This is a genomic window from Enterococcus sp. MSG3299 (assembly GCF_050555765.1).
GTDB lineage: Bacteria > Bacillota > Bacilli > Lactobacillales > Enterococcaceae > Enterococcus > Enterococcus faecalis.
Genome location: NZ_CP187869.1, coordinates 1599194 through 1621022, shown reverse-complemented (window position 1 = coordinate 1621022; position 21829 = coordinate 1599194). Strand labels below are relative to the sequence as shown.

At 33.1% G+C, this 21829-nt stretch carries 26 protein-coding genes; 20 read left to right on the top strand and 6 right to left on the bottom strand.

The annotated features are described in order from the left end of the window. Positions 1 to 78: 78 nt before the first annotated feature. The 8 genes from IGL23_RS07970 (at position 79) to IGL23_RS07935 (ending at position 7313) form a co-directional block, all read left to right on the top strand. Entirely contained in the window at positions 79 to 771 is a 693-nt protein-coding gene (locus tag IGL23_RS07970; RefSeq protein WP_002391270.1) for a hypothetical protein, read from the top strand. Positions 772 to 1422: 651 nt separating this feature from the next. Further along, a complete protein-coding gene (locus tag IGL23_RS07965) occupies positions 1423 to 2061 on the top strand; it encodes a C47 family peptidase (protein WP_002371966.1) in 639 nt (212 codons plus the stop codon). 17 nt (positions 2062 to 2078) lie between these two features. Next, positions 2079 to 3575 (top strand): C47 family peptidase, encoded by a 1497-nt coding sequence (locus tag IGL23_RS07960; protein WP_033594321.1) that lies wholly within the window; start codon positions 2079 to 2081, stop codon positions 3573 to 3575. A gap of 332 nt (positions 3576 to 3907) precedes the next feature. Further along, on the top strand, positions 3908 to 4045 hold the full coding sequence (locus IGL23_RS07955) for a hypothetical protein (protein ID WP_225596125.1): 138 nt from the start codon (positions 3908 to 3910) through the stop codon (positions 4043 to 4045). Positions 4046 to 4401: 356 nt separating this feature from the next. Continuing rightward, positions 4402 to 4599, top strand: a complete 198-nt coding sequence (locus IGL23_RS07950) for a hypothetical protein (RefSeq protein WP_002371962.1) — start codon at positions 4402 to 4404, stop codon at positions 4597 to 4599. A gap of 250 nt (positions 4600 to 4849) precedes the next feature. Beyond that, positions 4850 to 5881, top strand: coding sequence for a M23 family metallopeptidase (locus IGL23_RS07945; protein ID WP_002391269.1), 1032 nt, complete (start codon positions 4850 to 4852; stop codon positions 5879 to 5881). 171 nt (positions 5882 to 6052) lie between these two features. Further along, positions 6053 to 6583, top strand: a complete 531-nt coding sequence (locus tag IGL23_RS07940; protein ID WP_002371960.1) for a C39 family peptidase — start codon at positions 6053 to 6055, stop codon at positions 6581 to 6583. Between the two features lie 523 nt (positions 6584 to 7106). Continuing rightward, entirely contained in the window at positions 7107 to 7313 is a 207-nt protein-coding gene (locus tag IGL23_RS07935; RefSeq protein WP_002371958.1) for a hypothetical protein, read from the top strand. Positions 7314 to 7732: 419 nt separating this feature from the next. Here IGL23_RS07935 and IGL23_RS07930 read toward each other — a convergent pair whose 3' ends face one another. Continuing rightward, positions 7733 to 8674 carry a hypothetical protein gene (locus IGL23_RS07930; RefSeq protein WP_010709519.1) on the bottom strand — a complete coding sequence of 314 codons (942 nt, stop codon included), beginning with the start codon at positions 8672 to 8674 and terminating at the stop codon, positions 7733 to 7735. A 482-nt stretch (positions 8675 to 9156) separates the two neighbouring features. On the opposite strand from IGL23_RS07930, the gene rpmF reads away from it, so the two are divergent. From rpmF to IGL23_RS07915, 3 genes are read left to right on the top strand one after another with little or no spacing between them, the layout of a single operon-like run. Continuing rightward, the gene (gene rpmF, locus IGL23_RS07925) at positions 9157 to 9330 is read left to right on the top strand and encodes a 50S ribosomal protein L32 (RefSeq protein WP_002371955.1); all 174 of its coding nucleotides are present in this window, start codon (positions 9157 to 9159) and stop codon (positions 9328 to 9330) included. 21 nt (positions 9331 to 9351) lie between these two features. Beyond that, the gene (locus IGL23_RS07920) at positions 9352 to 9729 is read left to right on the top strand and encodes a hypothetical protein (protein ID WP_002394546.1); all 378 of its coding nucleotides are present in this window, start codon (positions 9352 to 9354) and stop codon (positions 9727 to 9729) included. A gap of 57 nt (positions 9730 to 9786) precedes the next feature. Next, the gene (locus IGL23_RS07915; protein ID WP_033594319.1) at positions 9787 to 10188 is read left to right on the top strand and encodes a NusG domain II-containing protein; all 402 of its coding nucleotides are present in this window, start codon (positions 9787 to 9789) and stop codon (positions 10186 to 10188) included. Between the two features lie 405 nt (positions 10189 to 10593). Here the strand turns inward: IGL23_RS07915 and IGL23_RS07910 are convergent, their stop codons facing one another. Further along, entirely contained in the window at positions 10594 to 11499 is a 906-nt protein-coding gene (locus IGL23_RS07910; RefSeq protein ID WP_002379548.1) for a polysaccharide deacetylase family protein, read from the bottom strand. A gap of 223 nt (positions 11500 to 11722) precedes the next feature. Here IGL23_RS07910 and yqeK point away from each other — a divergent pair, with 223 nt between their 5' ends. From yqeK to IGL23_RS07895, 3 genes are all read left to right on the top strand, one after another. Next, a complete protein-coding gene (gene yqeK, locus IGL23_RS07905) occupies positions 11723 to 12301 on the top strand; it encodes a bis(5'-nucleosyl)-tetraphosphatase (symmetrical) YqeK (protein WP_002385850.1) in 579 nt (192 codons plus the stop codon). 90 nt (positions 12302 to 12391) lie between these two features. Then, positions 12392 to 13384 carry a DUF4767 domain-containing protein gene (locus IGL23_RS07900; protein WP_033594318.1) on the top strand — a complete coding sequence of 331 codons (993 nt, stop codon included), beginning with the start codon at positions 12392 to 12394 and terminating at the stop codon, positions 13382 to 13384. 335 nt (positions 13385 to 13719) lie between these two features. Beyond that, a complete protein-coding gene (locus tag IGL23_RS07895) occupies positions 13720 to 14472 on the top strand; it encodes a DeoR/GlpR family DNA-binding transcription regulator (protein ID WP_002369238.1) in 753 nt (250 codons plus the stop codon). Between the two features lie 40 nt (positions 14473 to 14512). On the opposite strand, the gene IGL23_RS07890 is transcribed toward IGL23_RS07895, so the two are convergent. From IGL23_RS07890 to IGL23_RS07880, 3 genes are all read right to left on the bottom strand, one after another. Beyond that, on the bottom strand, positions 14513 to 15916 hold the full coding sequence (locus tag IGL23_RS07890; protein WP_002357183.1) for a PTS galactitol transporter subunit IIC: 1404 nt from the start codon (positions 15914 to 15916) through the stop codon (positions 14513 to 14515). Between the two features lie 94 nt (positions 15917 to 16010). After that, entirely contained in the window at positions 16011 to 16313 is a 303-nt protein-coding gene (locus IGL23_RS07885; RefSeq protein ID WP_002357185.1) for a PTS fructose transporter subunit IIB, read from the bottom strand. A gap of 1 nt (position 16314) precedes the next feature. Continuing rightward, entirely contained in the window at positions 16315 to 16809 is a 495-nt protein-coding gene (locus IGL23_RS07880; RefSeq protein ID WP_002357187.1) for a PTS sugar transporter subunit IIA, read from the bottom strand. A 222-nt stretch (positions 16810 to 17031) separates the two neighbouring features. Between IGL23_RS07880 and lacA the strand changes: the two genes are divergently transcribed. Both lacA and lacB read left to right on the top strand, forming a co-directional pair. Beyond that, the gene (gene lacA / locus IGL23_RS07875) at positions 17032 to 17460 is read left to right on the top strand and encodes a galactose-6-phosphate isomerase subunit LacA (RefSeq protein WP_002357188.1); all 429 of its coding nucleotides are present in this window, start codon (positions 17032 to 17034) and stop codon (positions 17458 to 17460) included. A 25-nt stretch (positions 17461 to 17485) separates the two neighbouring features. Continuing rightward, on the top strand, positions 17486 to 18001 hold the full coding sequence (gene lacB / locus IGL23_RS07870; protein ID WP_002374591.1) for a galactose-6-phosphate isomerase subunit LacB: 516 nt from the start codon (positions 17486 to 17488) through the stop codon (positions 17999 to 18001). Between the two features lie 245 nt (positions 18002 to 18246). Here the strand turns inward: lacB and IGL23_RS07865 are convergent, their stop codons facing one another. Next, entirely contained in the window at positions 18247 to 18534 is a 288-nt protein-coding gene (locus tag IGL23_RS07865) for a hypothetical protein (protein ID WP_002362004.1), read from the bottom strand. Positions 18535 to 19113: 579 nt separating this feature from the next. Here IGL23_RS07865 and IGL23_RS07860 point away from each other — a divergent pair. From IGL23_RS07860 to IGL23_RS07845, 4 genes are read left to right on the top strand one after another with little or no spacing between them, the layout of a single operon-like run. Beyond that, positions 19114 to 19560, top strand: coding sequence for a PTS sugar transporter subunit IIA (locus IGL23_RS07860; RefSeq protein WP_002379545.1), 447 nt, complete (start codon positions 19114 to 19116; stop codon positions 19558 to 19560). A gap of 14 nt (positions 19561 to 19574) precedes the next feature. Beyond that, on the top strand, positions 19575 to 20072 hold the full coding sequence (locus tag IGL23_RS07855) for a PTS system mannose/fructose/N-acetylgalactosamine-transporter subunit IIB (RefSeq protein WP_002357192.1): 498 nt from the start codon (positions 19575 to 19577) through the stop codon (positions 20070 to 20072). Between the two features lie 33 nt (positions 20073 to 20105). Then, positions 20106 to 20957 carry a PTS mannose/fructose/sorbose/N-acetylgalactosamine transporter subunit IIC gene (locus IGL23_RS07850; RefSeq protein WP_002357194.1) on the top strand — a complete coding sequence of 284 codons (852 nt, stop codon included), beginning with the start codon at positions 20106 to 20108 and terminating at the stop codon, positions 20955 to 20957. Further along, positions 20932 to 21801, top strand: coding sequence for a PTS system mannose/fructose/sorbose family transporter subunit IID (locus IGL23_RS07845; RefSeq protein WP_002394543.1), 870 nt, complete (start codon positions 20932 to 20934; stop codon positions 21799 to 21801). Before IGL23_RS07850 ends, IGL23_RS07845 begins: the two co-directional genes overlap by 26 nt. Positions 21802 to 21829 lie beyond the last annotated feature (28 nt).

Here is a 21829-nt window from a genome sequence, read left to right as displayed (position 1 = left end):
AGGAATTTGAGTGACGGTAAATAGTTGATGAATATATACTTTTTTAGTAGAAGAAAACTACTAATAGGAGGTATAATATTGAAAAAGAGAATATGTATTACTACTGGGGTTGCAATGTTATTAGGATTATCACCGATATTAACAACAGGGGCTACAGTATACGCAAATGAAGAGAGTAACTATGTACAAGTAAATTCTACAACAAAAGAGTTAGAGCAACGGATGGAGGCGCTAGCCAATCAATACAAAGGAGTTTCTCTATTTGAAACCGAATTCAATAAAGAAAATATGACTCCTGTTCAATTAGAATTATATAACAAAGTTTTAGATCTACAATATGATATTGCTTTACAAAATGGAAGTACAAATGGGATGTCTAGAGAGCAATATAAACAATATCTATCAAACGCTATGCAAGGTTTTATAATACAACCTAGAAATGCTGGACATGGTTTGATTTCTGTTGACGTCTTAGGAACAGTTTTAGATACTGCGCTTAATGTTGTATTAATTATCGGAGGTTTTGGGTCAGTGTCTGCAATGGTTAAAGCATTGGGTCAAGAAGGTGCAAAGAAATTTGTAAAGAAAGAAATGATTCCAGTAATTATTAAAGAAAGCGAGAAGCTAGGAATAAAAGGCGCGAAAAACTATTTACAAGATAAAGCAGTTGGATTAATTATTAGTGCGATTCTAAGTCCTGGAAAGCAGGCTGCAAAATTATTAGATTCTATTGACAAAATACCCAATAATGGCTACATTGAATTAACTTAATAGAGTTTACGAAAGGATTGAAAAAGATGTACCTTGTAATAGGGTTAATCCTAATAATCTTTATAGTCTCAGTTTTTATCGCTACTATAGGGATTTTGAATGAAAAAATAAAGAATAAATTCTACTTATTTGTTAAATTTTCATTTAATATTTCTATTGCTTGTATTTTTTTAGGTGGTATATCTTTTCTTTATGCTTACTTTGTTTTTGACGAGTTTAAAAATTTTAAAATTATCTTGATATCCATATTTTTATTTGCAATCTCTTACAAAGGTTATATGGATAAAAAAAATATTTTCCATGAAGATGTATGATACTAGACTTAATTAGTAAGAAGGAGACATATTGATGGTTCAACTAATTTCTATTATTCTTGCGTTTTTGATTATATACACTTTATTTAAAACAAGAGAAACAAGTAGTTCTTCAAGAAAATTAAGAATGTTAGTGTACACTTTTTTTGGGATAATTTTTCTATTAGGTTTAGTAAGTGTCGTACTAGGAACCTATGGGCTGCTGAATTCTTATAACATTAGTGGAAATTGGCGTATAAATATGTCCTCTATTTTAGTTGTGTTGGCTGGATTTTTACTAGTTGTACTTTCTTATGTTGGTATTTCAAAATTTAAAATGAATTGTTAGGTGAATTAAATGAAGAAAGTTATCTCTACCATTTTACTAGTAATCCTTTTTGTGGGATCAGGTTATGTGGTAAACGCTGCTCCTGAAATGAAGAGTTTGGCTAATTTCGAAACGAATGATCAACATTATGATTTACAAGGAATAGAGCATTCTTTTGCTAAAGTGTTGAACTTTAAAACAAATAGAAAAGATATTACAGCAAAAACGATACTAAAATTTGTATATCCAAAAAAGACAGACAAAGAATTTAATAATGCTTCTGTGTCTATTAAAGATTGCATTCGCTATGCCACTTCTATTGGGGTAAATATGGAATGGCTTGATGCAACGAAGAATGAACTTAATTTCAATCAAGTGAAGAGTGAGCTTGATAAAGATCATCCAGTATTACTATGTTATAAACCAAACAAAACCGATTGGATGGAACCTTATTTATTAGCTGTAGCGCATGGATACGTATACGTTGCTCCAGATGGTGAAAATATTAAAGAACCATTTATGAGTACAAGTATCTGGATGTCGAACTATATCTATCCTTCTAGCCTGACTACGTTGACGAATAAAAATAAGTTAACTGTTACGGATTTTTCAGTGAATAATACACCGCAAAAAGATTATACCTTTATAGGTATGATTATTCTTAAGTAAGAGAGGTTGAAAGGACCGTGAAAAAATACATTTTAGGGATAGGCTTGTTTTTAACAAGCCTTTTGTTTGGAATTAATGCTTCAGCAATGGATGGTGATAATACTCCACTGTTCATTCAAACAAAAGAAGTACCTTCAGAATTGAGGATGTATGCACAGCAAGATTGGCAATTTTATTTTGAGAACTTGTCTGTAGTGGAAAATACAGAACCTTTAAGTACAGATGATTTTTATTTGGGGCAGCCATTTACTTTAACTAATGAAACAGATACTCAAACAGCCTATTTTCCTATTATCGATAAAGAATCTGGGCTTATTCATGATTTATTAGAAGTTTCTTTAATGAACAATACGCCATCGCTAACGATTTCTAGTCAGTTTGTTGAGCTGTTAAATAGACTAACACCTACAGCAGAAGGTACCAGCTTTTCTTTTAACCTTGATAGCGAGAGCCACCAACTTCTGTCTGCAGAAGAACCAACTCGTGAACAAGCAGTTGATATTAAGCAATCGGTAGACAACTTTAATAGAAAGAAACGTTCTGTACCTGATGATACGGTTCCAGAGTATAATCGAAATATTATCCCTAATTGGATGATTACAGAAACGCAAGGATTAGAACCATGGTGTGCATTTTATACGTTATCTACAATGATTAATTCGATTGAAGGGAAAGCCATAACCAATGCAAAAACGCTCATCAAAAAAGCTTTTCGTACTGCCTCAGAAGCAGAATTAGTAGATGGGAAGTATATTACAAGTAAACCTTTTGCACATACCGTTCAAACTATGCAAAAGGAATATGGTTATACTTTGGATATAAAAAATAGTCGATTGACACCAGCGGAAGTTCAAACACAAATTGATAAAAAGGCTCCAGTGTATGTTCATTTAGACAACGTTACTCAGAATTATAATCCTGCAAAATCACATGGAGTTACTGTCATCGGTTATATTATAGCCAAAAATAATACGTTAGATTCTTATTACTACTTTTGGAATCCTTGGTGGCAAAAAGTGATGTTAACTAATCAAAAAGATATGAGTAACTGGAAATTAAATGATAATGTTTATTCATGGAAGTATTCTGGTATTAATTTTAGAAAAGAACCAATAAATTATGCAATGAAAGGTAAAATTGCTACTTTATTATCAAGAGCTACTTACTATCAAACTGGAGAAAAAATTCCTACTGATTTAAGAAATAAAGAGTACATTATCAAGGATGTAAAAAGCATTTCACAATCGAGTTCTAAGGTAGCTTATTATTTAGAGGGGATAAATAAGTGGGTATTAGAGCAGGATGTAAAAGAGTTTCCTACGCCACTGCTTAATAAAAAAGTAACTTTATTATCAAAAGCTAGTCAATATCAAACTGGAGAAGCAATTCCAACTAATGTAAGAAATAAACAATATACCGCTCTAAAAGTGAAACCTTTTAGACGCTCTAATTCAAAATTAGCCTATTTTCTTTCAGGAATTAACAAATGGGTATTAGAACAAGACATTCGGTAGTCATGCATGTCAGAAGTAATTCTCAATTTCAAAAGAGTGTGTTTTTAGATAATAAAAATCAGTAAGAAAAATTTTAGTAATGGTTCTCCCCTAAGTAACTGTCTCTATTATATATTTAATTCAGTTTAATGTTTAAAAGGAACTGGCGAAGAACAAAAGAAAACACAATTCTAAGAAGTTTGCGTTCTTTTAAGATGGGATAAACGTTAAATAGGGATTTTGATAGCAAACTATCTTTAATATCGCTATAATTGTAACCAACAAAAAAAGAAAGTAGGGACTTAAACATGGAAATTACTTTTTCTAAAAAATCAAAGTTCTTCTGTTTGGCAATGACGTTACTTATGGCATTGAGTATATTTGCTAGTGCTGGTGCAAGTGTTTATGCTGCTACGAATGAAAATTTAGAGAGACAGCCATTGAATACTGTTGAACAAGAAAAATTCTCTAGAGAATTTGAAAACGATTGAAATTCCATTTTTGATAATGCAGTAACCTATGATGATTTAGGTAACGTCGAATCTTTAAATTTCAATGTTTTATATGCTAAATATGGTCATGCGGCTGAGTTAACTAAACTTGAAAATCAAGTAAAAGAAGATATTCAACAAACGCGATTTAAACGTGCAGATGCCAAGCAATGTGCTATCACAGCCATCCAAGATACTTTAGGAGTTTCTGCTATACAAGGTCTACTTAGTGGTGGTATTGTAGGTCTTCTACAAAGAAAAGCAGCCGCAGAAGTAGCTAAGTTGGTAGCAAAGTATGCTTTTAAAGGTCTTTTGCCTGCGGCAGCAGCAGCGTCACTAATTTGGAGTTTTGGAAGGTGTATGTGGTTTTAATGAAAAATAAAGATGTGGTTTTAGTGTTATATTCGTTCTTTGTAATATTACTAAGCTCTTGTATTTGGTTTTTAATTAAAGGAGAAGCCTTTCAAAAAGTACTATTAAATTCTTTTGCGATTTCTGTTGTAGGAACCATTATTTTTGTAATAGGACTTTATGTTAGTAAAATAAAAAAATAAATCACAATTAAGGTTCTGGTTGTTATTAATCTATCTCATGAAGCATTAGATGAATTAGTTCTAGAAGTACCTGTTGTACTAGTTAAAAATACTGTTAAATCAAATTTTTTGTTTAAAAGAATCATTAAGTTGGTGCCTAACTATAAAATCAGATCAATTGACTAAAATCCAATAACATTGGGGGATACTCTGTAAATCGTGTGTCGTAGTACGTTAGTCTTGTAATAAATATTAATTAGGAGGGGTTTCTATGAAAAATATTTTACTTTCTATTCTAGGGGTATTATCTATCGTTGTTTCTTTGGCGTTTTCTTCTTATTCTGTCAACGCAGCTTCTAATGAGTGGTCGTGGCCACTGGGCAAACCATATGCGGGAAGATATGAAGAAGGACAACAATTCGGGAACACTGCATTTAACCGAGGAGGTACTTATTTCCATGATGGGTTTGACTTTGGTTCTGCTATTTATGGAAATGGCAGTGTGTATGCTGTGCATGATGGTAAAATTTTATATGCTGGTTGGGATCCTGTAGGTGGAGGCTCATTAGGTGCATTTATTGTACTACAAGCGGGAAACACAAATGTGATTTATCAAGAATTTAGCCGAAATGTTGGAGATATTAAAGTTAGCACTGGACAAACTGTTAAAAAAGGACAGCTGATAGGAAAGTTTACTTCTAGTCATTTACATTTAGGAATGACAAAAAAAGAATGGCGTTCTGCTCATTCTTCTTGGAATAAAGATGATGGCACTTGGTTTAACCCAATTCCTATACTTCAAGGAGGATCTACGCCTACGCCTCCAAATCCAGGACCAAAAAATTTCACAACAAATGTTCGTTACGGATTGCGGGTCCTCGGAGGTTCATGGTTACCAGAAGTAACCAACTTTAACAATACCAATGATGGTTTCGCAGGTTACCCTAATCGTCAACATGATATGCTTTATATAAAGGTAGATAAAGGGCAAATGAAATATCGTGTTCACACGGCTCAAAGCGGATGGTTGCCTTGGGTAAGTAAAGGGGATAAGAGCGATACAGTAAATGGAGCGGCAGGTATGCCTGGACAAGCAATTGATGGTGTTCAGCTAAACTATATAACTCCTAAGGGAGAAAAATTATCACAGGCTTACTATCGTTCACAAACTACGAAACGATCAGGCTGGTTAAAAGTAAGTGCAGATAATGGTTCTATTCCTGGACTAGACAGTTATGCAGGAATCTTTGGAGAACCGTTGGATCGCTTGCAAATAGGTATTTCACAGTCAAATCCATTTTAAATTTAGAAAATGACAGTAGGATTATGCATTTAATAAATTTTAAAGAGGTGAACGAGTATAAATAGAAATACAGTTACTATACTAAAAAAATCGTTTATTCTACCTTTACTTGGCTTATTCTTTATAGTTGGTACCAATGCTTTTGCTTCTGAAGATTACAACTTACTTGGAGTGAAAAATTATGATCAGTATGCCTTAGGAGCGCCTAGTGGGTGTGAGGGAGCTTCACTATTACAAGGCTTACAGTATAAAGGAAAAATTCCTGATTGGGACTTAATCAAATTTTTAAAAACAATTCCTATCTCTCCTAATGGAAATCCTTATGATGGATTTGTAGGTAGTCCTTTTGTTGAAAACTCATGGACTTACTCTGCTATCTATCCTGTGCCTTTAGTAAAATGGGGAAAAGTATATGGAGATGTACAAGATATGTCAGGTCATTCTTTAGATGAATTACTAGAGGAAGTGAAAAATAATAATCCAATTGTTGCTTGGGTGACGATAAAATTTCAACCGGCACGATGGGGAATATGGGATTTTGGTAAAGCGGTAAATAATAATCATGCAGTGACATTAGATGGCTACGATTTAAAAAATGGAACGGTTCACGTATCTGATCCGATTTCCGGTAAATATTGGATCAATAAAAATACCTTTGAAAGTATATATAATGAGAGGAATTTTGCAGTTGTAATTCGTTAAGTCCTATTTTTCAGTACTATATGGGAATAAATGAAAGCACCTTTAAAATTAAAGTCATACGAGAGTGTACAGAAAAGTTTTCCTTTCTGTACACTCTGTTGTTGTATTTTCTTATATGAGTATATTTAGTGTTTATAAAACATAACAAAAAAACAAAGGAGGAAAGTAAAACAAAAAAATCTCTCCAGTTTTTAATATAGTGAAATTAGTTTAATGGTTAAAACAATTGAAGGCAAGTTATTAATACTTATAGGCTCTGCTTTAAACTATTATATTAGATGTCATTAAAACAATTAAGAGATTTAAAAAGACAAAAACAAAAGAACAAACAGCAAAAATATTTTTTTATTTTTAGGTATTATTTCTAAATTTATATAAAGCTTAGTCTCTATAAACAGTTACCTTAGATTAGTTTTTTAGTTCAATGCATTTTTATATTCATTTGTAGATAAAAGTTAGATTTCTATATAAATGTACTTTGTAAAATATATTTTCAAGCAAGAGAAATTGAGGAGGAACCAAAATGGATTATGTAATACTTATTGGCAGTATTATTGCAGCGATTGGCTTGATTCTTTTAATGATGACAACAAGATTTGTTTGGGGGTGGAATTGGGGTTATCCTTACCGTACCACGAATAAACCTTTAGCAATTATTGGCTGGCTATTAATAATTATCGGAGTAGTGATAGTTCTTGTTAAAGCTAAATTGAATGGACAATTAGTATAAGTATGAAAAAGAACAAAAAAGGCTAAACTTATACAATACTTCGGTTACAAATATTATAATAGTACGTACAAAATCGTCACCACCTATGTACTAACTCCTGCAGAAGTTGTAACAAAAAGATGCACTTGGAAATGAGGTAGAGGGTAGTTATTCGTATAAGTATTCTGCCGACTTTGTAAAGTAAAATGGAGAACATCAGAAAATAAATTGGGAAGTTTCAGGTAAAGTTCCACAACCATTTGAAGCTAAGTCTTACATAAAAGCAGAGATAAGTAATAAAAGAGTGAATTATACTGTTTAAGTTTCTCAAACTAACGTGCCAAATAAAGTAGATACTAAACAAGTAAAATATACTAAGAATAGAGGACAAATTCATCCGTCGATGAACTTGCCCTCTATTCTTAGTGACTTTAAAAGTGTTATTCCCAATCCATTTCACCGGTTACAACTTTAGCACTCATTTCAAGGTTTCCTTCTGGTAATTTTGGATAATAGTTTTTCATTTTAGTGATAATTTCACTGCTTACTTTGCTCTCTTTCTCAGCTGTAATAAATTTTTCAATATACTCTTTCGTAAATTTAATATTTTGGGGCATAAATTGGTTTCCAGCTTCAAAATGACCAGGAATAACTGTTCTTAGTGATAAGGATTCTAATTCACTTAAATCATTTATCCATTGTAATTGACTGTCAATAGATTTAGTGTCAGCCATAAATAAGTGGCTACCAGTAGAAACTAAAATACCGCCTACCAATAGTTGATCGTTTTTATTATAAAGTGTTTGTTTTTTTATATCATTACCAAAGATTTCAAACTCTACGTCTTCTAAATTAATTGATTCCTTTATTTCATTTGGAATAATAATTTTGTCTGGTGCGTTCTCCTTTAATGTATCTGCCCATACGGATAATTTTGATTTATAAGTGTCTTTAATCCGTGAAATCGTAGAAGCTGTGGCTACTACATTTGCTTTAGGAAAAGATTTTTTTATTTGATTTGTTCCAAAGTAATAATCAGGATCACTATATGAAATATAAATTGTTTCAATATCAATATTGTTTGACTTTACAAGTTGGACAATTTTATCTGCGTCCTTTTTTGAAAATTGCGTATCTACTAAAAGTCCCTTACCGTTTTTTTCGATAATTGTTGCAGTAGAGCCAAACACGGGATCAGGATTCATTATTAAATAAGTAGCATCGATACCTTGTATTTTTTTGTACATTATATTTTCCTCCTCATTAGAAGTCTTAGTGCTTATGCTACTGTTATTATCTTTTCTCATATTATAATTTGAGCAAGAAGATAATAACAAAGAAGTAAGTCCAATAGAGAATAAAAGCAATCCTATTTTTTTCATAAAAAACCTCTTTCTTTTTCCTGATATTAATGTAACTGATTAAGTTACATTTGAATTATATTTAATTTTACTGTTTTGGTCAAGCAAAAAAGGCATGAAATAAAAATTGTTATTAGTGAAGTACACACATCAGCATATATTGAATTTTTTGTTGTACAAATTTATTTAGTTAACAATTATCAAGAAAGCAAATGCTTACAGATTGAATCCATTAGCATTTGGTAAATATAAGTAAGTACTCAAGTTGGGAAGGTGATTTATTTATATATAAGAATATGTAAATAAAGATATTGACAAATTAAAAAAAGGTTGATAAGATATCGTTGTTAAAACGTAATCATTACGATTTGTATTTTTTATCTGTAATGCACAATTGCGTGTTACGGTTTATTAGTGTATCAATAGTATGTTTTAAATATTCAAATCTGATTACAAATTAGGAAAGTATTTTAGAAACGTTTATAATTTAGGAGGTAATAAATATGGCTGTACCAGCGAGAAGAACATCGAAATCAAAAAAAAGATTGCGTCGAACACATGGAAAATTAATAAAACCTGAAATTTCGTTTGATGAGAATCTTGGTGATTATCGTAAAAGTCATCATGTATCTTTAAAAGGCTATTATGGTGGAAAAAAAGTGATGGATAAAAAATAGGAGGTAATAGTATTGAAGAAAATGAATATTATTTATCCGCCACTTGTGGAACAGAGCTTTAAATTTTATCAAGATTATGAACAAGAAAGATATGATAAGTCTGAATTATACAGAATAATGGTTATGAAGAATATTATTAATGAAAATGGCACTCCAACAGAAGAGGCTCTTAAAAAAGGATTAGTTAAAGACTTTTATGAAGAATATGATTTATCTTTTGAAGAATTTTTAAAATTGTACCCATTTTTTAAAAATTATGACCCTGATTATTTCCGGAAAATAGATGGTTTTTGGGAAGTTCCTGTTTGTTTAAAAGAAGAATTAATATTATTACTGAATGACAAAGATTGTGACTATGATGTACGGATTCAAATTCAACAATTTCTTGAAGAAAGGTGAGTAAAGACAAGATGTTCAGAAACAAATGGAAAAACAGTTCACTAATTCTTAATAAAAATGTATAGAAAGGGTCTGATGAAAAAAGGAGACATAATAGTTATTATCTTTTTAATAGCTATCTCTTTTTCTCCATATTTTATTTTTTTTCATAATAAGCCATTTAACTCCAAAAGTTTTGACGACACTAAATATGCTGTGGTCAAGATAGATGGGAAAGAGATTGAGCGTATAAATTTAGATGATTCAAAAGAATTTATCAAAACATATTATCCATCAAAAGGGCAATATAATACTATAGAAGTTAAAAATGGGCACGTTCGTGTAAAAAAAGATAATAGTCCAGATCAAATTGCGGTGAAAACAGGATGGATATCAGAACCAGGGCAAACTAGTATCTGTATTCCTCACAGATTCATTTTAGAAATTGTTCAACAATATTCTAAGGATTATTATATTTAATAAAATCCTTTTTTAGCATGTATGCTAAAAAAGGATTTGTTGGATTTATTTTAAAAAAGTAATTAAAGAAGAAAATCAAGTGAGTAAAATTATTATTCAGAATTTATAAAGCGTATAGTGAAGAAGTTGTTATAGATATGAAACAGAAAATAACTCCTAATTTTCCTACTTACGTCCTTTGATAACTAAATAAAAATTTATCAGGCCTTTCCGTGAGGAGTATGTTTTAGTTACGCCAAGACAAAAAAATAACTTTGAATGAATATATTTCTAAAACAACTTAACTATCAACTAACGCCAAGATTCGTAAACGCATTAATGATGCTTCCATAAGGCTTGCCATTATAAGCAGAAAATCAACATTGACTAAGACCAGAAATACTTCCTTTAGTGCTCCAAGTTGCTCTAATATAAGACACCAAATTGATAACCATTTGCTTGATAAAACTCTATTAATTGTGGCAATGCTTGTTTTGTTAATTCCTTATCTACTGAATCATGCATTAAGACTACTCTAATATTATAATCTGGATAAACCTCAAGTGAATGTTGATGGAAAGCGAGCATTTCTGCGACTGTAGTAGGCTGTCTGTCTAACGGTTCCGCATCCCCAACCATCGCATTCCAGTCAATCCAATGGATGCCAAGTTGTTTGAATAATTCATCAGATTTTTCTGTACCTCCCCATGACATATGACCTCCTGGGTATCGCCAGAGAGTTGTTTGAAATGTTTCGCCCAGTATTTTTTTTAGAGAGTTCTCCATGGTTGCTATTTCCGCTTGTATTTCTTCAGTGTTGACAATCCCGTTTGGATATAACGTTGCATAATCATGAGTTGAACTATGAAAGCCTATTGAATGCCCTTCTGCAACTTCGCGTTTCACTATCTTTTGATTTTCGGAAGTTAGGGTATTTCCTACAAGAAAAAAAGTTGCGTGGACGTTATACTTTTTTAATGTATCTAGGACTTGTGGGGTTATTTGATTATTAACGCCATCATCAAAGGTTAAGAATACTAATTTTTCACCTTTGTAAGGTTCTTCTCCAGTTATATATTTTCTGATTTTGTCTGCTGAGTAAGCATATTTTTTTGATGAAATAGTCATGTGTGTTGATTCCTTTTCTAACTTGGTCGGGGAATCTTTTTTTGCAGTTGAATTTTTAGTCGATGTCTGCGTAGTATCATCATTTTTACTTGTTATCTTGGGTTGAGTTAATAGGAACGTTTGAATGAAAACAAGAACAATGAGGATTAACGCACTAAATAATACATACCCGTTTATTTTGAATTTTCTTTTCTTATGTCGCATACTTTCACTCCTCTTTGGTTAATGAAAAAGTTAAAAAATACACCTCCACGTTATACAAAATTGAACGTCCTATTAGTTATAGACGAATTTGAGGACCAAAAAGTTTCAATTTTTTCAATTTAGTTAGTTGTTTATTTAATAAAAAATAAAAGGTTGCTAGAGGATGAAAGGAGTATACTTTATTTATCTAGAAGAGTAATCGGAATGAGAAAGGGCTGTGGAAATGGATCATCAACAGGTGTTGAAAAATGAAATTAAACAATATTTAGTGAGTAAAAACTGTGAGAAGACGTATTATCATTGTATGGAAGTTGGAGAGTATGCCTATCAACTTGGTGAAAAATATTTAACTAGTCCAGAAAAAGTAAGTATTGCAGGATATTTACACGATATCTCTGCGATTTATCCAAATAATCAGAGAATTAGTGTCGCACAAAAATATGGGATTGAATTAAACGAAGCAGAAATGGCCTTTCCAATGATAATTCATCAAAAAATTTCTAAGTCTATTGCGAAAATGGATTTTGGTATTGAAGACAATGAAATTTTATCAGCTATTGAATGCCATACAACATTGAAGAAAAACTATTCGGACATAGATTTAGTTTTGTTTGTCGCTGATAAAATAAAGTGGGATCAAGAAGGGAAACCACCATACTTAGATGGTTTATTACAAGCTTTAAATTGTTCTTTAGAAAATGCCGCATATTTCTATATTGATTATATTTTGAAACACGATATTAAAGTTGTGCATCCTTGGTTATGGGATGCTTACAATCAACTTAATTTGATAATTAAATAACAAATAAACATAGCCGTTTTTAGTCGAGTTTTGCTGGTGAGAAAAGGGGAAAAGTAGTACAGTATTCTTGTCAGAAAGAAGGGATTCCCAATGAAAAAAATAATCTTGATAGGTCTTTTATTGAGTATTTTATCAGGATGTTCTTCCAACAAAAGTGGCGACAGCACTGCAAGCAAGCCGACAGCAACATCAGAAATGAAAGCACCTGTTACCGTTAACAACAGCCAAGCAAGTCAAATGAGCACGGAGTCAAAATCTAGTACGACTCAAAGTAATTCTTCTGCTTCTAGTAAAGCTGAAAATCAGTTGTGGTCTGCGCAAAAAAAGGCACAACTACAACAATTTATGGCTGATTGGGGGCAACGGATGAACCAAACGTATAAAGAATATACACCAGGAAATTCAATCAATTTTAATGGCGTCCAAGCGCCTGATGGTCTAGTAGGAAATGTTACTATGCAACCAGCGATTGGTCAGCATCCCATTTATTTAGAATGGTCTGAAAATGGACAAGTGAAGGATGGATATGCGTTAGTTGCTGTTTACTCTGATGCAGAAACGCAACCAGAAATGCAAAAGCATTTGTATTTATTCACCATCGTTAACAATCATCCCTTAGTTTTAGTGACGATGCAAAATCAAGGAGATCCTTATGGCTATCTGTATTTTGGAGCAACAGATAATGCAGAGTTGAGGGCTGGGTTTGAAAAAATTGTAGGTGCCCCGTCAATTACTAAAGAACAAATCCCAAATATTTCAGTCAATCCGTGGTCTTCAAAAGAGGAAGCGATTGATTTTTACGAAGGAATGTATAAAAACACGGCAAACGAAATTTCAACTCAAATTGACTGGCATAACTATCAGCGGGCAAATTGGCGCGAGGTAGAAACAAAAGGCGACACGTTGACATTACATTTTGCCAACGTGGGCGGTGCTGGGGGCTCATATACACAATTCACGAAAGTTGGTACGAATACTGTTGTTGTATCGTTTGATGGCAATGCTTCTTATCCCGATAACCCAAGTAGCGTTTTACTCGTGCAAAACAGTGATTATAAAGTTTTAAGGACTTTGAATCAGTAATAGGGGAAATACATCGTTTACTTAAACATAGGCAAAGGCGGGTTGCTTACCTTTTTATAAGCAGCCTGCCTTTGCCTATGTGCTATTTTTTTGGATAGAGGTGCTCAGAGTAGGGGATGTTTTTCTGGGAAGTTTTTATGCTAGATCTCTATTTGACTAGGCTCAAATAGATCTGAATCAATCGTTGAAGTGATATCTGTTTATATAAAGATAGGCTAAATTGTCATTTTTTTACGAATCGTCGTTCATGTTAAAATAAATGGAGAAATGTTTTAGTATTCATAGTAAGTATTTTATCGTAGAATAAAAGATATACTAACAATGGAGCGATGAAAATGCTAAAAGAAGAAAGATTAAATGCGATAGTCTCTCTAGTAGATCAAAAAGGGGCAATCAAAGTTACTGAAATTATGGAACGATTAAATGTTTCGGATATGACTGTTCGTAGAGATTTGACAGAATTAGAAGCAGCGGGGCGTTTAAAACGAGTACATGGAGGAGCTAGCAGTTTAAATACATATCGTCCACATGAATTGTCTCATGCTGATAAACAAATTATTAATAGTGTTGAAAAAAAAGAAATTGTCCAAAAAGCATTAAGTTTAATTCACGAAGAAGAAACTATCTTCCTAGGACCAGGAACAACTATTGAACTTTTGGCCGAGGCAATGGAATTTAAACATTTAAGAGTAGTAACAAACTGTTTGCCTGTGTTTGAAACGTTAAGTAAAAAAAAGAATGCGTTGACCATTTATTTGGTTGGTGGAGAAATGCGACTTTTAACTAAATCTTTTTTTGGTGAAATCGCTAATAAAGCATTAGAAGAAATGCATTTCCATAAAGCATTTTTTAGTTGTAATGCGTTAAAAGATAATAAAATTATGACAGCGACTATTGAAGAAGGACAAACACAAGCTATTGCATTAGATAACTCAATAGAAAAATATTTGTTAATGGATACTTCTAAAGTAGAGAAACAGGATTTTTATTCTTTTTATCAATTAGAAGAAGTGACAGCGGTAGTTACAAATAAAGATAAATTTGACACATCTAAAGTATTGGAAAAAGTTGTCAGGGTGATCTACTAAAAAGAAGAGGTGCATCTGCACCTCTTCTTTTTAGTTCCCCTTATTGAGCTTTTTGAGCATAAATAATATTTCGCTTCTTCATTTGTTTTGCATACCAAATGAAAATCAGTAGATAGGCGACTAGCGCCAGACATGCGTATAAAATAAATTCGAGTTGACCTTGTGATGCATTGCCGACTAAGTATCCTAAGAATTTTTCCATTGGCCCTTCCATGGTAGTATGTGAAATTAAAGTATTATTATTTAGACCCGCTGGGAAAGCGCCAACTTTTTTTGCGGTTTCGGTAACGAATGGTGCAATTAGGGTACCAGACCATAAGAACAAAGGTAATTCGATTGCTCCAATGATAATCATTCGGATGAGTTTACCTCTTGTTACTACTAGTAGAGCAGGGGTTACACCCATTGCAATAATTCCGCCAAGTGGTAAAAGTTTATTGCCAGGTAGGACAATGGCTTCTAATAGCATAATTGGAGCCAATACGTTAGCTGCTGCCCAGATTTCAGCACGACCAGCTAAGAAAGGCCAATCTAAACCAATATTAAGTGTACGCCCTTTTAATTTATTCGAAGCAAAATCAGTGATACCTTGTGATAAAGGCTCAACTGCAGCGATAAACCAAGTTCCAATTAAAGAGAATAGTTCCAAACAGACTGCAGCCGTAAAGGATAGAGAAAAAATTTGCGTGGGTGTTTGGCCAGCTAAAAGACCCACAAAAATCCCTAAGTAAATCCCGATGGCAAATTTTGATCCCCAAAAGCCAATTTTACTATTCAATTTGGCAGCGTCAAAATCGTATTTGTCTAACCAAGGAAAAAGCTTATCAAAAATTTTATCAAAAACCATAATGATTGGATTCATCATATAGTTCATATGCGTGGTAGTCATAGGATTTGTATCTGGGGCGTTAAGTAAATCGTTAAACGTTGGTTTCATTAAGTCAGAATTGATAATTTTTAAAACACCTATGAAAATAACTAATATTGTTGCAATTATTAAGTTTGCGCCACAAAAAATAGCAAATAAACCAACAATCGATAGATGCCAAATGTCGAAAATATCCACATCTAATGTGTTTGTTTTATTTAGAATTAACATAATGACATTGACAATCACCATAATTAAAAGAAAGTAAAGGGTGTAAGGAGATCCCCAAGTGATGGTGGCCAAAGGTGCCCAACCAACATCGGTAATATTTAAAGAAATTCCTGTACGTTCTACGAAAGAGGCCATTGCATCTGAGAAAGCAGTAGTTAAAATTCCTATAATAGCACTGATACCAGTTAAAGCGATTCCTAGTTTAAGACCACCTTCTAATGCGCGAGTGGGTTTTACCTTAAAACAAAGGGCAATCAGTGTTAAAACAATAGTCATTAAAGGAGCAGCACCTAAATCAATTAAAGGTTTAAAAATTGTATTTGCTAGGTCAATAATCGTATTCATTTATTTTCTCCTTCATAAGCTAAGATAACAAAATTTTTATCTTAGTTTTGTTAGTGTTGACAGTGAAGCGTAAGTAATTAGTCTGAAAAGGAAATCATTTGTTTAAAGAGTGAATGATACTTTCCATTTGTTGATAAACAGGTTCAGCCATTGCTGGAATTCGATAAAGAATTGCGCCTGCATCAACTACAGGAATCGTGATTGGGAAACCCAAATCTGTTTTGGCGATTTGGGCGAAAATATCATAATGGGATAGCATCTCTTGATTGATATCTTTAATCATTACGGCATCGCAAGAAACTTGGTAGCCTCTTTTTGATAATTCTGTTTCTAATGCAGATTTGATTTGATGGCTAGAGTTTACCCCAGCCCCACATGCAGCTAAAATTTTAATCATGTTAAATCTCTCCTTTAAAATTTTTTTGTAAAAAACGATAAACTTCTTCTTTATCTTCACATTGAAAAAAAGCCAATAGTGATGAACGGTCTGTCGTGTTAATAAAATCCATGATAGTCGCTAAAAGACCCGTTTGTTCAATACCGTTTTCATTTAAAATCATGAAAAGAAAGGAAACAGAGAGCGTTTCATCTGGGATAATCATGTTATGAAATGATAAGGATTGTTTCAATTTAATCGGGATAATTCTTGTCGTGCGTACAAAGGTACTTTCGGTATGCGGAATGGCGATATTCGGTAGTGCAGGATCAATCGGTGTTAAACTTAAACCAGTCGGATAGTTGTGTTCTCGTTCCAATAAATTAGTTAGAAAATCAGGTGTAACTAATTTCTTTTTTAACAAGTCTAAATAAACTTCTTCAAAAACTTCTTCTTGTGTTTTTTTGTTTGAAATATAGGTAGTATCTAATGAAAAAATCGATGTTTTAATAACCATAGAACCCCTCGTTTCTTTAATATATTATTATTTATTTACAAGTATAATATAAAACGCTTTCAAAAAGATGTCAACACAATATTAAACAATAATAAACAAAAAAGAAAATAAATGTTGAATAAAGTTCGATATTGTTTTATTATGTTTTCGAGAAGGGGATTTGAGTTTAAAGAAAGGGACAGAATTTTAATAGTAGATACACGAGGTAAGGAGGAAAACAAAATGCGTGTCATACTTGGTTCAGATTTAGATGGAATAAAATTAAAAGCAGAAATGAAACAATACTTATTGCAAGAAAAAGTTGAGGTAATCGATAAAAGTGAAAGTGCTTCGGAAGACTTTATAGAAGCAACGCTTGCTGTTGCTCATGAAGTTTTAAAGGATACTGAAAGTTTAGGAATCGTTTTTGATGGTTATGGGGCAGGTAGTTTTATGACTGCTGCTAAAATTAAAGGAATGATTGTCGCTGAGTTGTCAGATGAGCGTTCTGCATATATGGCGCGAGAACACAACAATGCTCGGATGATCACGGTGGGCGCAAAAATTGTTGGAACGGAACTAGCCAAAAACATAATAAAAGAATTCTTAACAGGTCATTATGCAGGCGGGCGTCATCAAATACGTGTAGATATGTTAAATAAAATGGCTTAACAAATAATAGAAAGGAAGTGTTTTTATGAAAATTGCCATTGGTTGTGATCATATTGTGACGGATACCAAAATAGCAGTTTCTGATTTTTTGAAAGCAAAGGGATATGAAATTTTAGATGTAGGCACGTATGATTTTACTCGAACTCACTATCCTATTTTCGGAAAAAAAGTGGGAGAAGCCGTAATGAGCAATCAGGCTGATTTGGGTATATGTATTTGCGGAACAGGCGTTGGAATTAACAATGCGGTTAACAAAGTGCCGGGTATCCGTTCTGCTTTAGTTCGCGATATGACTACAGCGTTGTATGCGAAAGAGGAATTGAACGCAAATGTTATTGGTTTCGGTGGGAAAATAACAGGAGAATTCTTGATCTGTGATATCGCTGCTGCCTTTATTGAAGCACACTATCATCCAACAGAAGACAACGAACAACTAATTGAAAAAATTAATCAAGTTGAAAAACAACATCCAGAACAACAAGATGCGCACTTTTTCGATGAATTTTTAGATAAATGGCAACGAGGAGTCTATCACGATTAGTACGTAATCAATGAGGGTTATTTGAGAAAGCGGTCTTAAATAATAATCATTGGTATTTGAGTTAAATTCCCCTTCATTAATTTTTATTGCTGTTTTAATGTGGCACTGTAAAGAGCATTATTAAGAAAAAGAAGTAACAAAGGAACAAATTGAAGGCTATACAGGTAACCATAAAAAGTACACGAGAAAAGAACTCGTGTACTTTTTATGGTTTCGCTGCTTGTTTTATTTTAGTAATTATTTTTCTATAAAAATAGTCCCAGAATTATTAAAATAATCCCGATAACTAAACTGCCGATGCCAGAAGCCGTACCATATTTTTTACCTAAATTTATATCAGTAGTATTTTTAGGAATCAAGTTTGAGAAAAAATAAAATTTTTTTACCAAGATTAGATATGCAACAAGTAAAAGTAATAATCCTAAGAGAAGATAACTAAGATTTTCAGCTAATAAATTTAGATGAGCTAATAACAATATCCCCAAAAAGAAGCCTACCAATCCATATTTCATCGTTTTTTCTTTTGCTGACATACAAATATCCCTACTTTACTTTTTAATTTATTAAGAGCATAAAACCATAGATTCGATATAAGTTCATTTTGTTGTATCCAAAAGAGCATGACCTGGAATGACCTATATAATTAGAAAATTGGAGTGATATATAGTTATTTTACCATAGCTTAAATGAGTTGATTAACTCCGAATAATGTACAACTATGTACACCTATTGTGGGTGGAATGTGTGTTGGGACTTTACTAACCTAATAGTTGAAAAAATGAATCAATAAATTTAGAAAAGGGACTATTCAAAAGCAACTTTTTTGGGAATTGCTATATTATTTATTTTTTTAAGCGTAATCAACTAAATGTTTTTATGGATAAAGAAAGTCATTGTTCCTTGTCACCAAGCTACAACAGCCAAATTCATTAGAACTTTTTAGTGAATGACTTTAATTTTAGAAAGGTACTGTTGTTAAACATTCATGCTATCAAAGGAGTGTGAGGCGAACGAAGCAAATATTTTCATTTTATAAAAGTTGTATTATGGACTCTTAAAAAGAGGTGATTTAAAAAATTTTGAAGTGGAAATGTTAAGAAAGGAGAGAGGAAATGACTTATTTAGTTCTGGTCAGTCATGGCGATTTTGCTAGAGGGTTAAAAAATTCATTAGGGATGTTTGCTAGCGATGAGATAGAGACAGTCAGAGTGTTTGGCTTACAACCTGGTGAATCTACCGATAATTTTGGTAAGCGGTTTCTTTATGAAGTTGAAAAATTACCGCAGGAAACGAGGCTAATCGTTTTGGCTGATATTGTAGGCGGGAGTCCACTTGCTACTATTTGTAAAGTATTAGATAAGCAAAAAATGCTAGAAAATTCTCTGATTGTTGGAGGAGTAAATTTTCCAATGGCTTTAAATGCGCTTCTAATGAAAGAAACTAGTGAATTATCTGATTTGAAAAAAATGATAGTAGCAGATGCTTGTCATGGCATTAGAGAGTTAACTGTAACTGAAGACGATGTAACTGAAAACGATATAACTGAAGAGGATATCTAAAGGAGAAGATGAACATGTCAATTTCTTTTGTTCGAATCGATGATCGAATGATTCATGGCTTAATTACTTTACGTTGGACTAAAGAAATGCCTTGTGATGGCATTATAGCTGTGAATGACAAAGCAGCAAGTAACCCTATTTTAAAGGAAGCTTATAAAGCAGCTGCACAAGATAAAAAAACCTTTATTTGGACAATGGCGCATTTTTTTGATGTAAAGGATAAAGTATTAGCGTCTAAGTCAAAATACTTTTTGATTACAAAGAGCCCTTTGGATATGAAAAAAATTTTGGTGGATTGGCATTTTGTTCCAAGTGAAGTAAAAATGATTAATGTTGGACCGGGAAATGACCGCGAAGGGACAATTAAATTAGGGGATAACCAATCCTTTACAGCAGAAGAAGCAGCGGCTTTTGAAGAAATTGAAAAGGCTGGTTACAAAGTGGATTTTGCCTTGTTACCTGATCAACGAATTGGTTCTTGGGCGCATTTTAAAGCTAAATTTGGTTACTGATTCTAGAAGTTTTGAAAAGAGGAGAGTAGTATTATGACAATCAACTGGATACAAGCGGCTATTTTAGGCCTATTTGCTTGTCTGTGTTCAAATTCTTGTATGGCTGGACAAGCGGTGGGAAATTATACGATTGGGCGTCCTTTAGTCGGCGGATTAGTTTGTGGCATTATTTTAGGAGATTTAAAATTAGGAATCGCTTGTGGCGTAGCAATGCAATTAGTTTACATTGCTTTGGTCACACCTGGAGGCACAGTGTCTGCTGATGTGCGGGCAATTTCATATATCGGGATTCCTTTGGCGATGGTGGCGATTTCGACCAAAGGGTTAGATCCACTTGGCGGCTCTGCAGCCGACCTAGCTAAATCGGTCGGCACATTAGTTGGAACGATCGGAACGGTATTATTTTATTCTGTTGCTGCGTTAAATTTAGTTTGGCAATCGTTTGGTTGGAAAGATATAAAAAAAGGCAAGCTTGATCATTTATATGCCATTAATTTTGGTTGGCCGTGGATTTCTCATCTACTTTTTTCCTTTTTGCCAACCGTGATTTTAACCTATTTTGGGGCTACGGCTGTTACAGCAATGAGAGATGCATTACCTATGGATGGTCTTGCAATGAAAACGCTTTTTACTGTAGGTGGCATGCTTCCGTGTGTGGGAATTGCAATTTTGTTACGTCAAATTGTTAATAAGAACATTGATTTTGTACCTTTTTTTGTAGGGTTCACATTAGCTGCTTCATTAAAACTCAATTTAGTCTCAATAACGATTATTGCGCTTCTTTTTGCTGTAATTTTTTATAAAATTGCTTTGATTAAAAACAATACTAAACTGGTTGATTCAACAGGAAGTCTGACGAATGATGATGAAGAGGAGGACATATGAGATGGAAGAGTTGAAAGCAAATAAATTAGACCAAAAAACGTTAAAGCATTCTTTTCATTTATGGTTTTGGGGAGCGTTAACTTGTTTTTCACAACAGCATATGCAAACCTTCGGCTATCTTTCTTCAATGCTTCCTATTATCAAAAAACTTTATCCAAAACATGAAGACCAAGTGAAAGCCATTCAAGCATATACAGCTTTTTTTAACACAAATCCAATGCTTGGAACGGTCATTGTTGGTGTGACTGCTAGTATGGAAGAGGCTAGAGCAAGTAAGAATGAAATTGATGGAGAAACCATTAATGATATGAGGGCAGGATTAATGGGGCCAATTGCAGGGATTGGTGATTCATTAGTTGATGGTACCTTAATTCCTATCTTGTTAGGAATTTCCTTAGGAATGTCCACGGGCGGTTCGCCAATTGGTGCCATATTTTATATTATTGTTTGGACGTTAATTTCCTATTTTGGCCAACGCTTTTTGTATTTTAGAGGCTATCATTTTGGCGATAAAGCAGTAAGTTTCTTAGTTGGGAAAGAAGGAGCCGCCGTTAGAGTTGCTATCGGAGTTATCGGTAGTATGGTTGTTGGTGGGGTCCTTGCATCTTGGGTAAATGTAACTACTTCTCTTAAATTAATAGGTGCTGACGGAAAAGTTTTCCTTAAACTGCAAGATAAAATTGACAGTATTTATCCAGGATTATTAACGATACTTGTTACCTTGTTTTGTTGGTGGTTAATGTCCAAAAAACATGTTTCCGCTATTTGGACGATGCTTATTTTAGTTGTTATTTCTCTCGTTGGCGTTTTATTAGGTGTTTTCAATCCAGGATTAACTTACTGAACAATCACCAAAAAGGACTCTAGCTGTT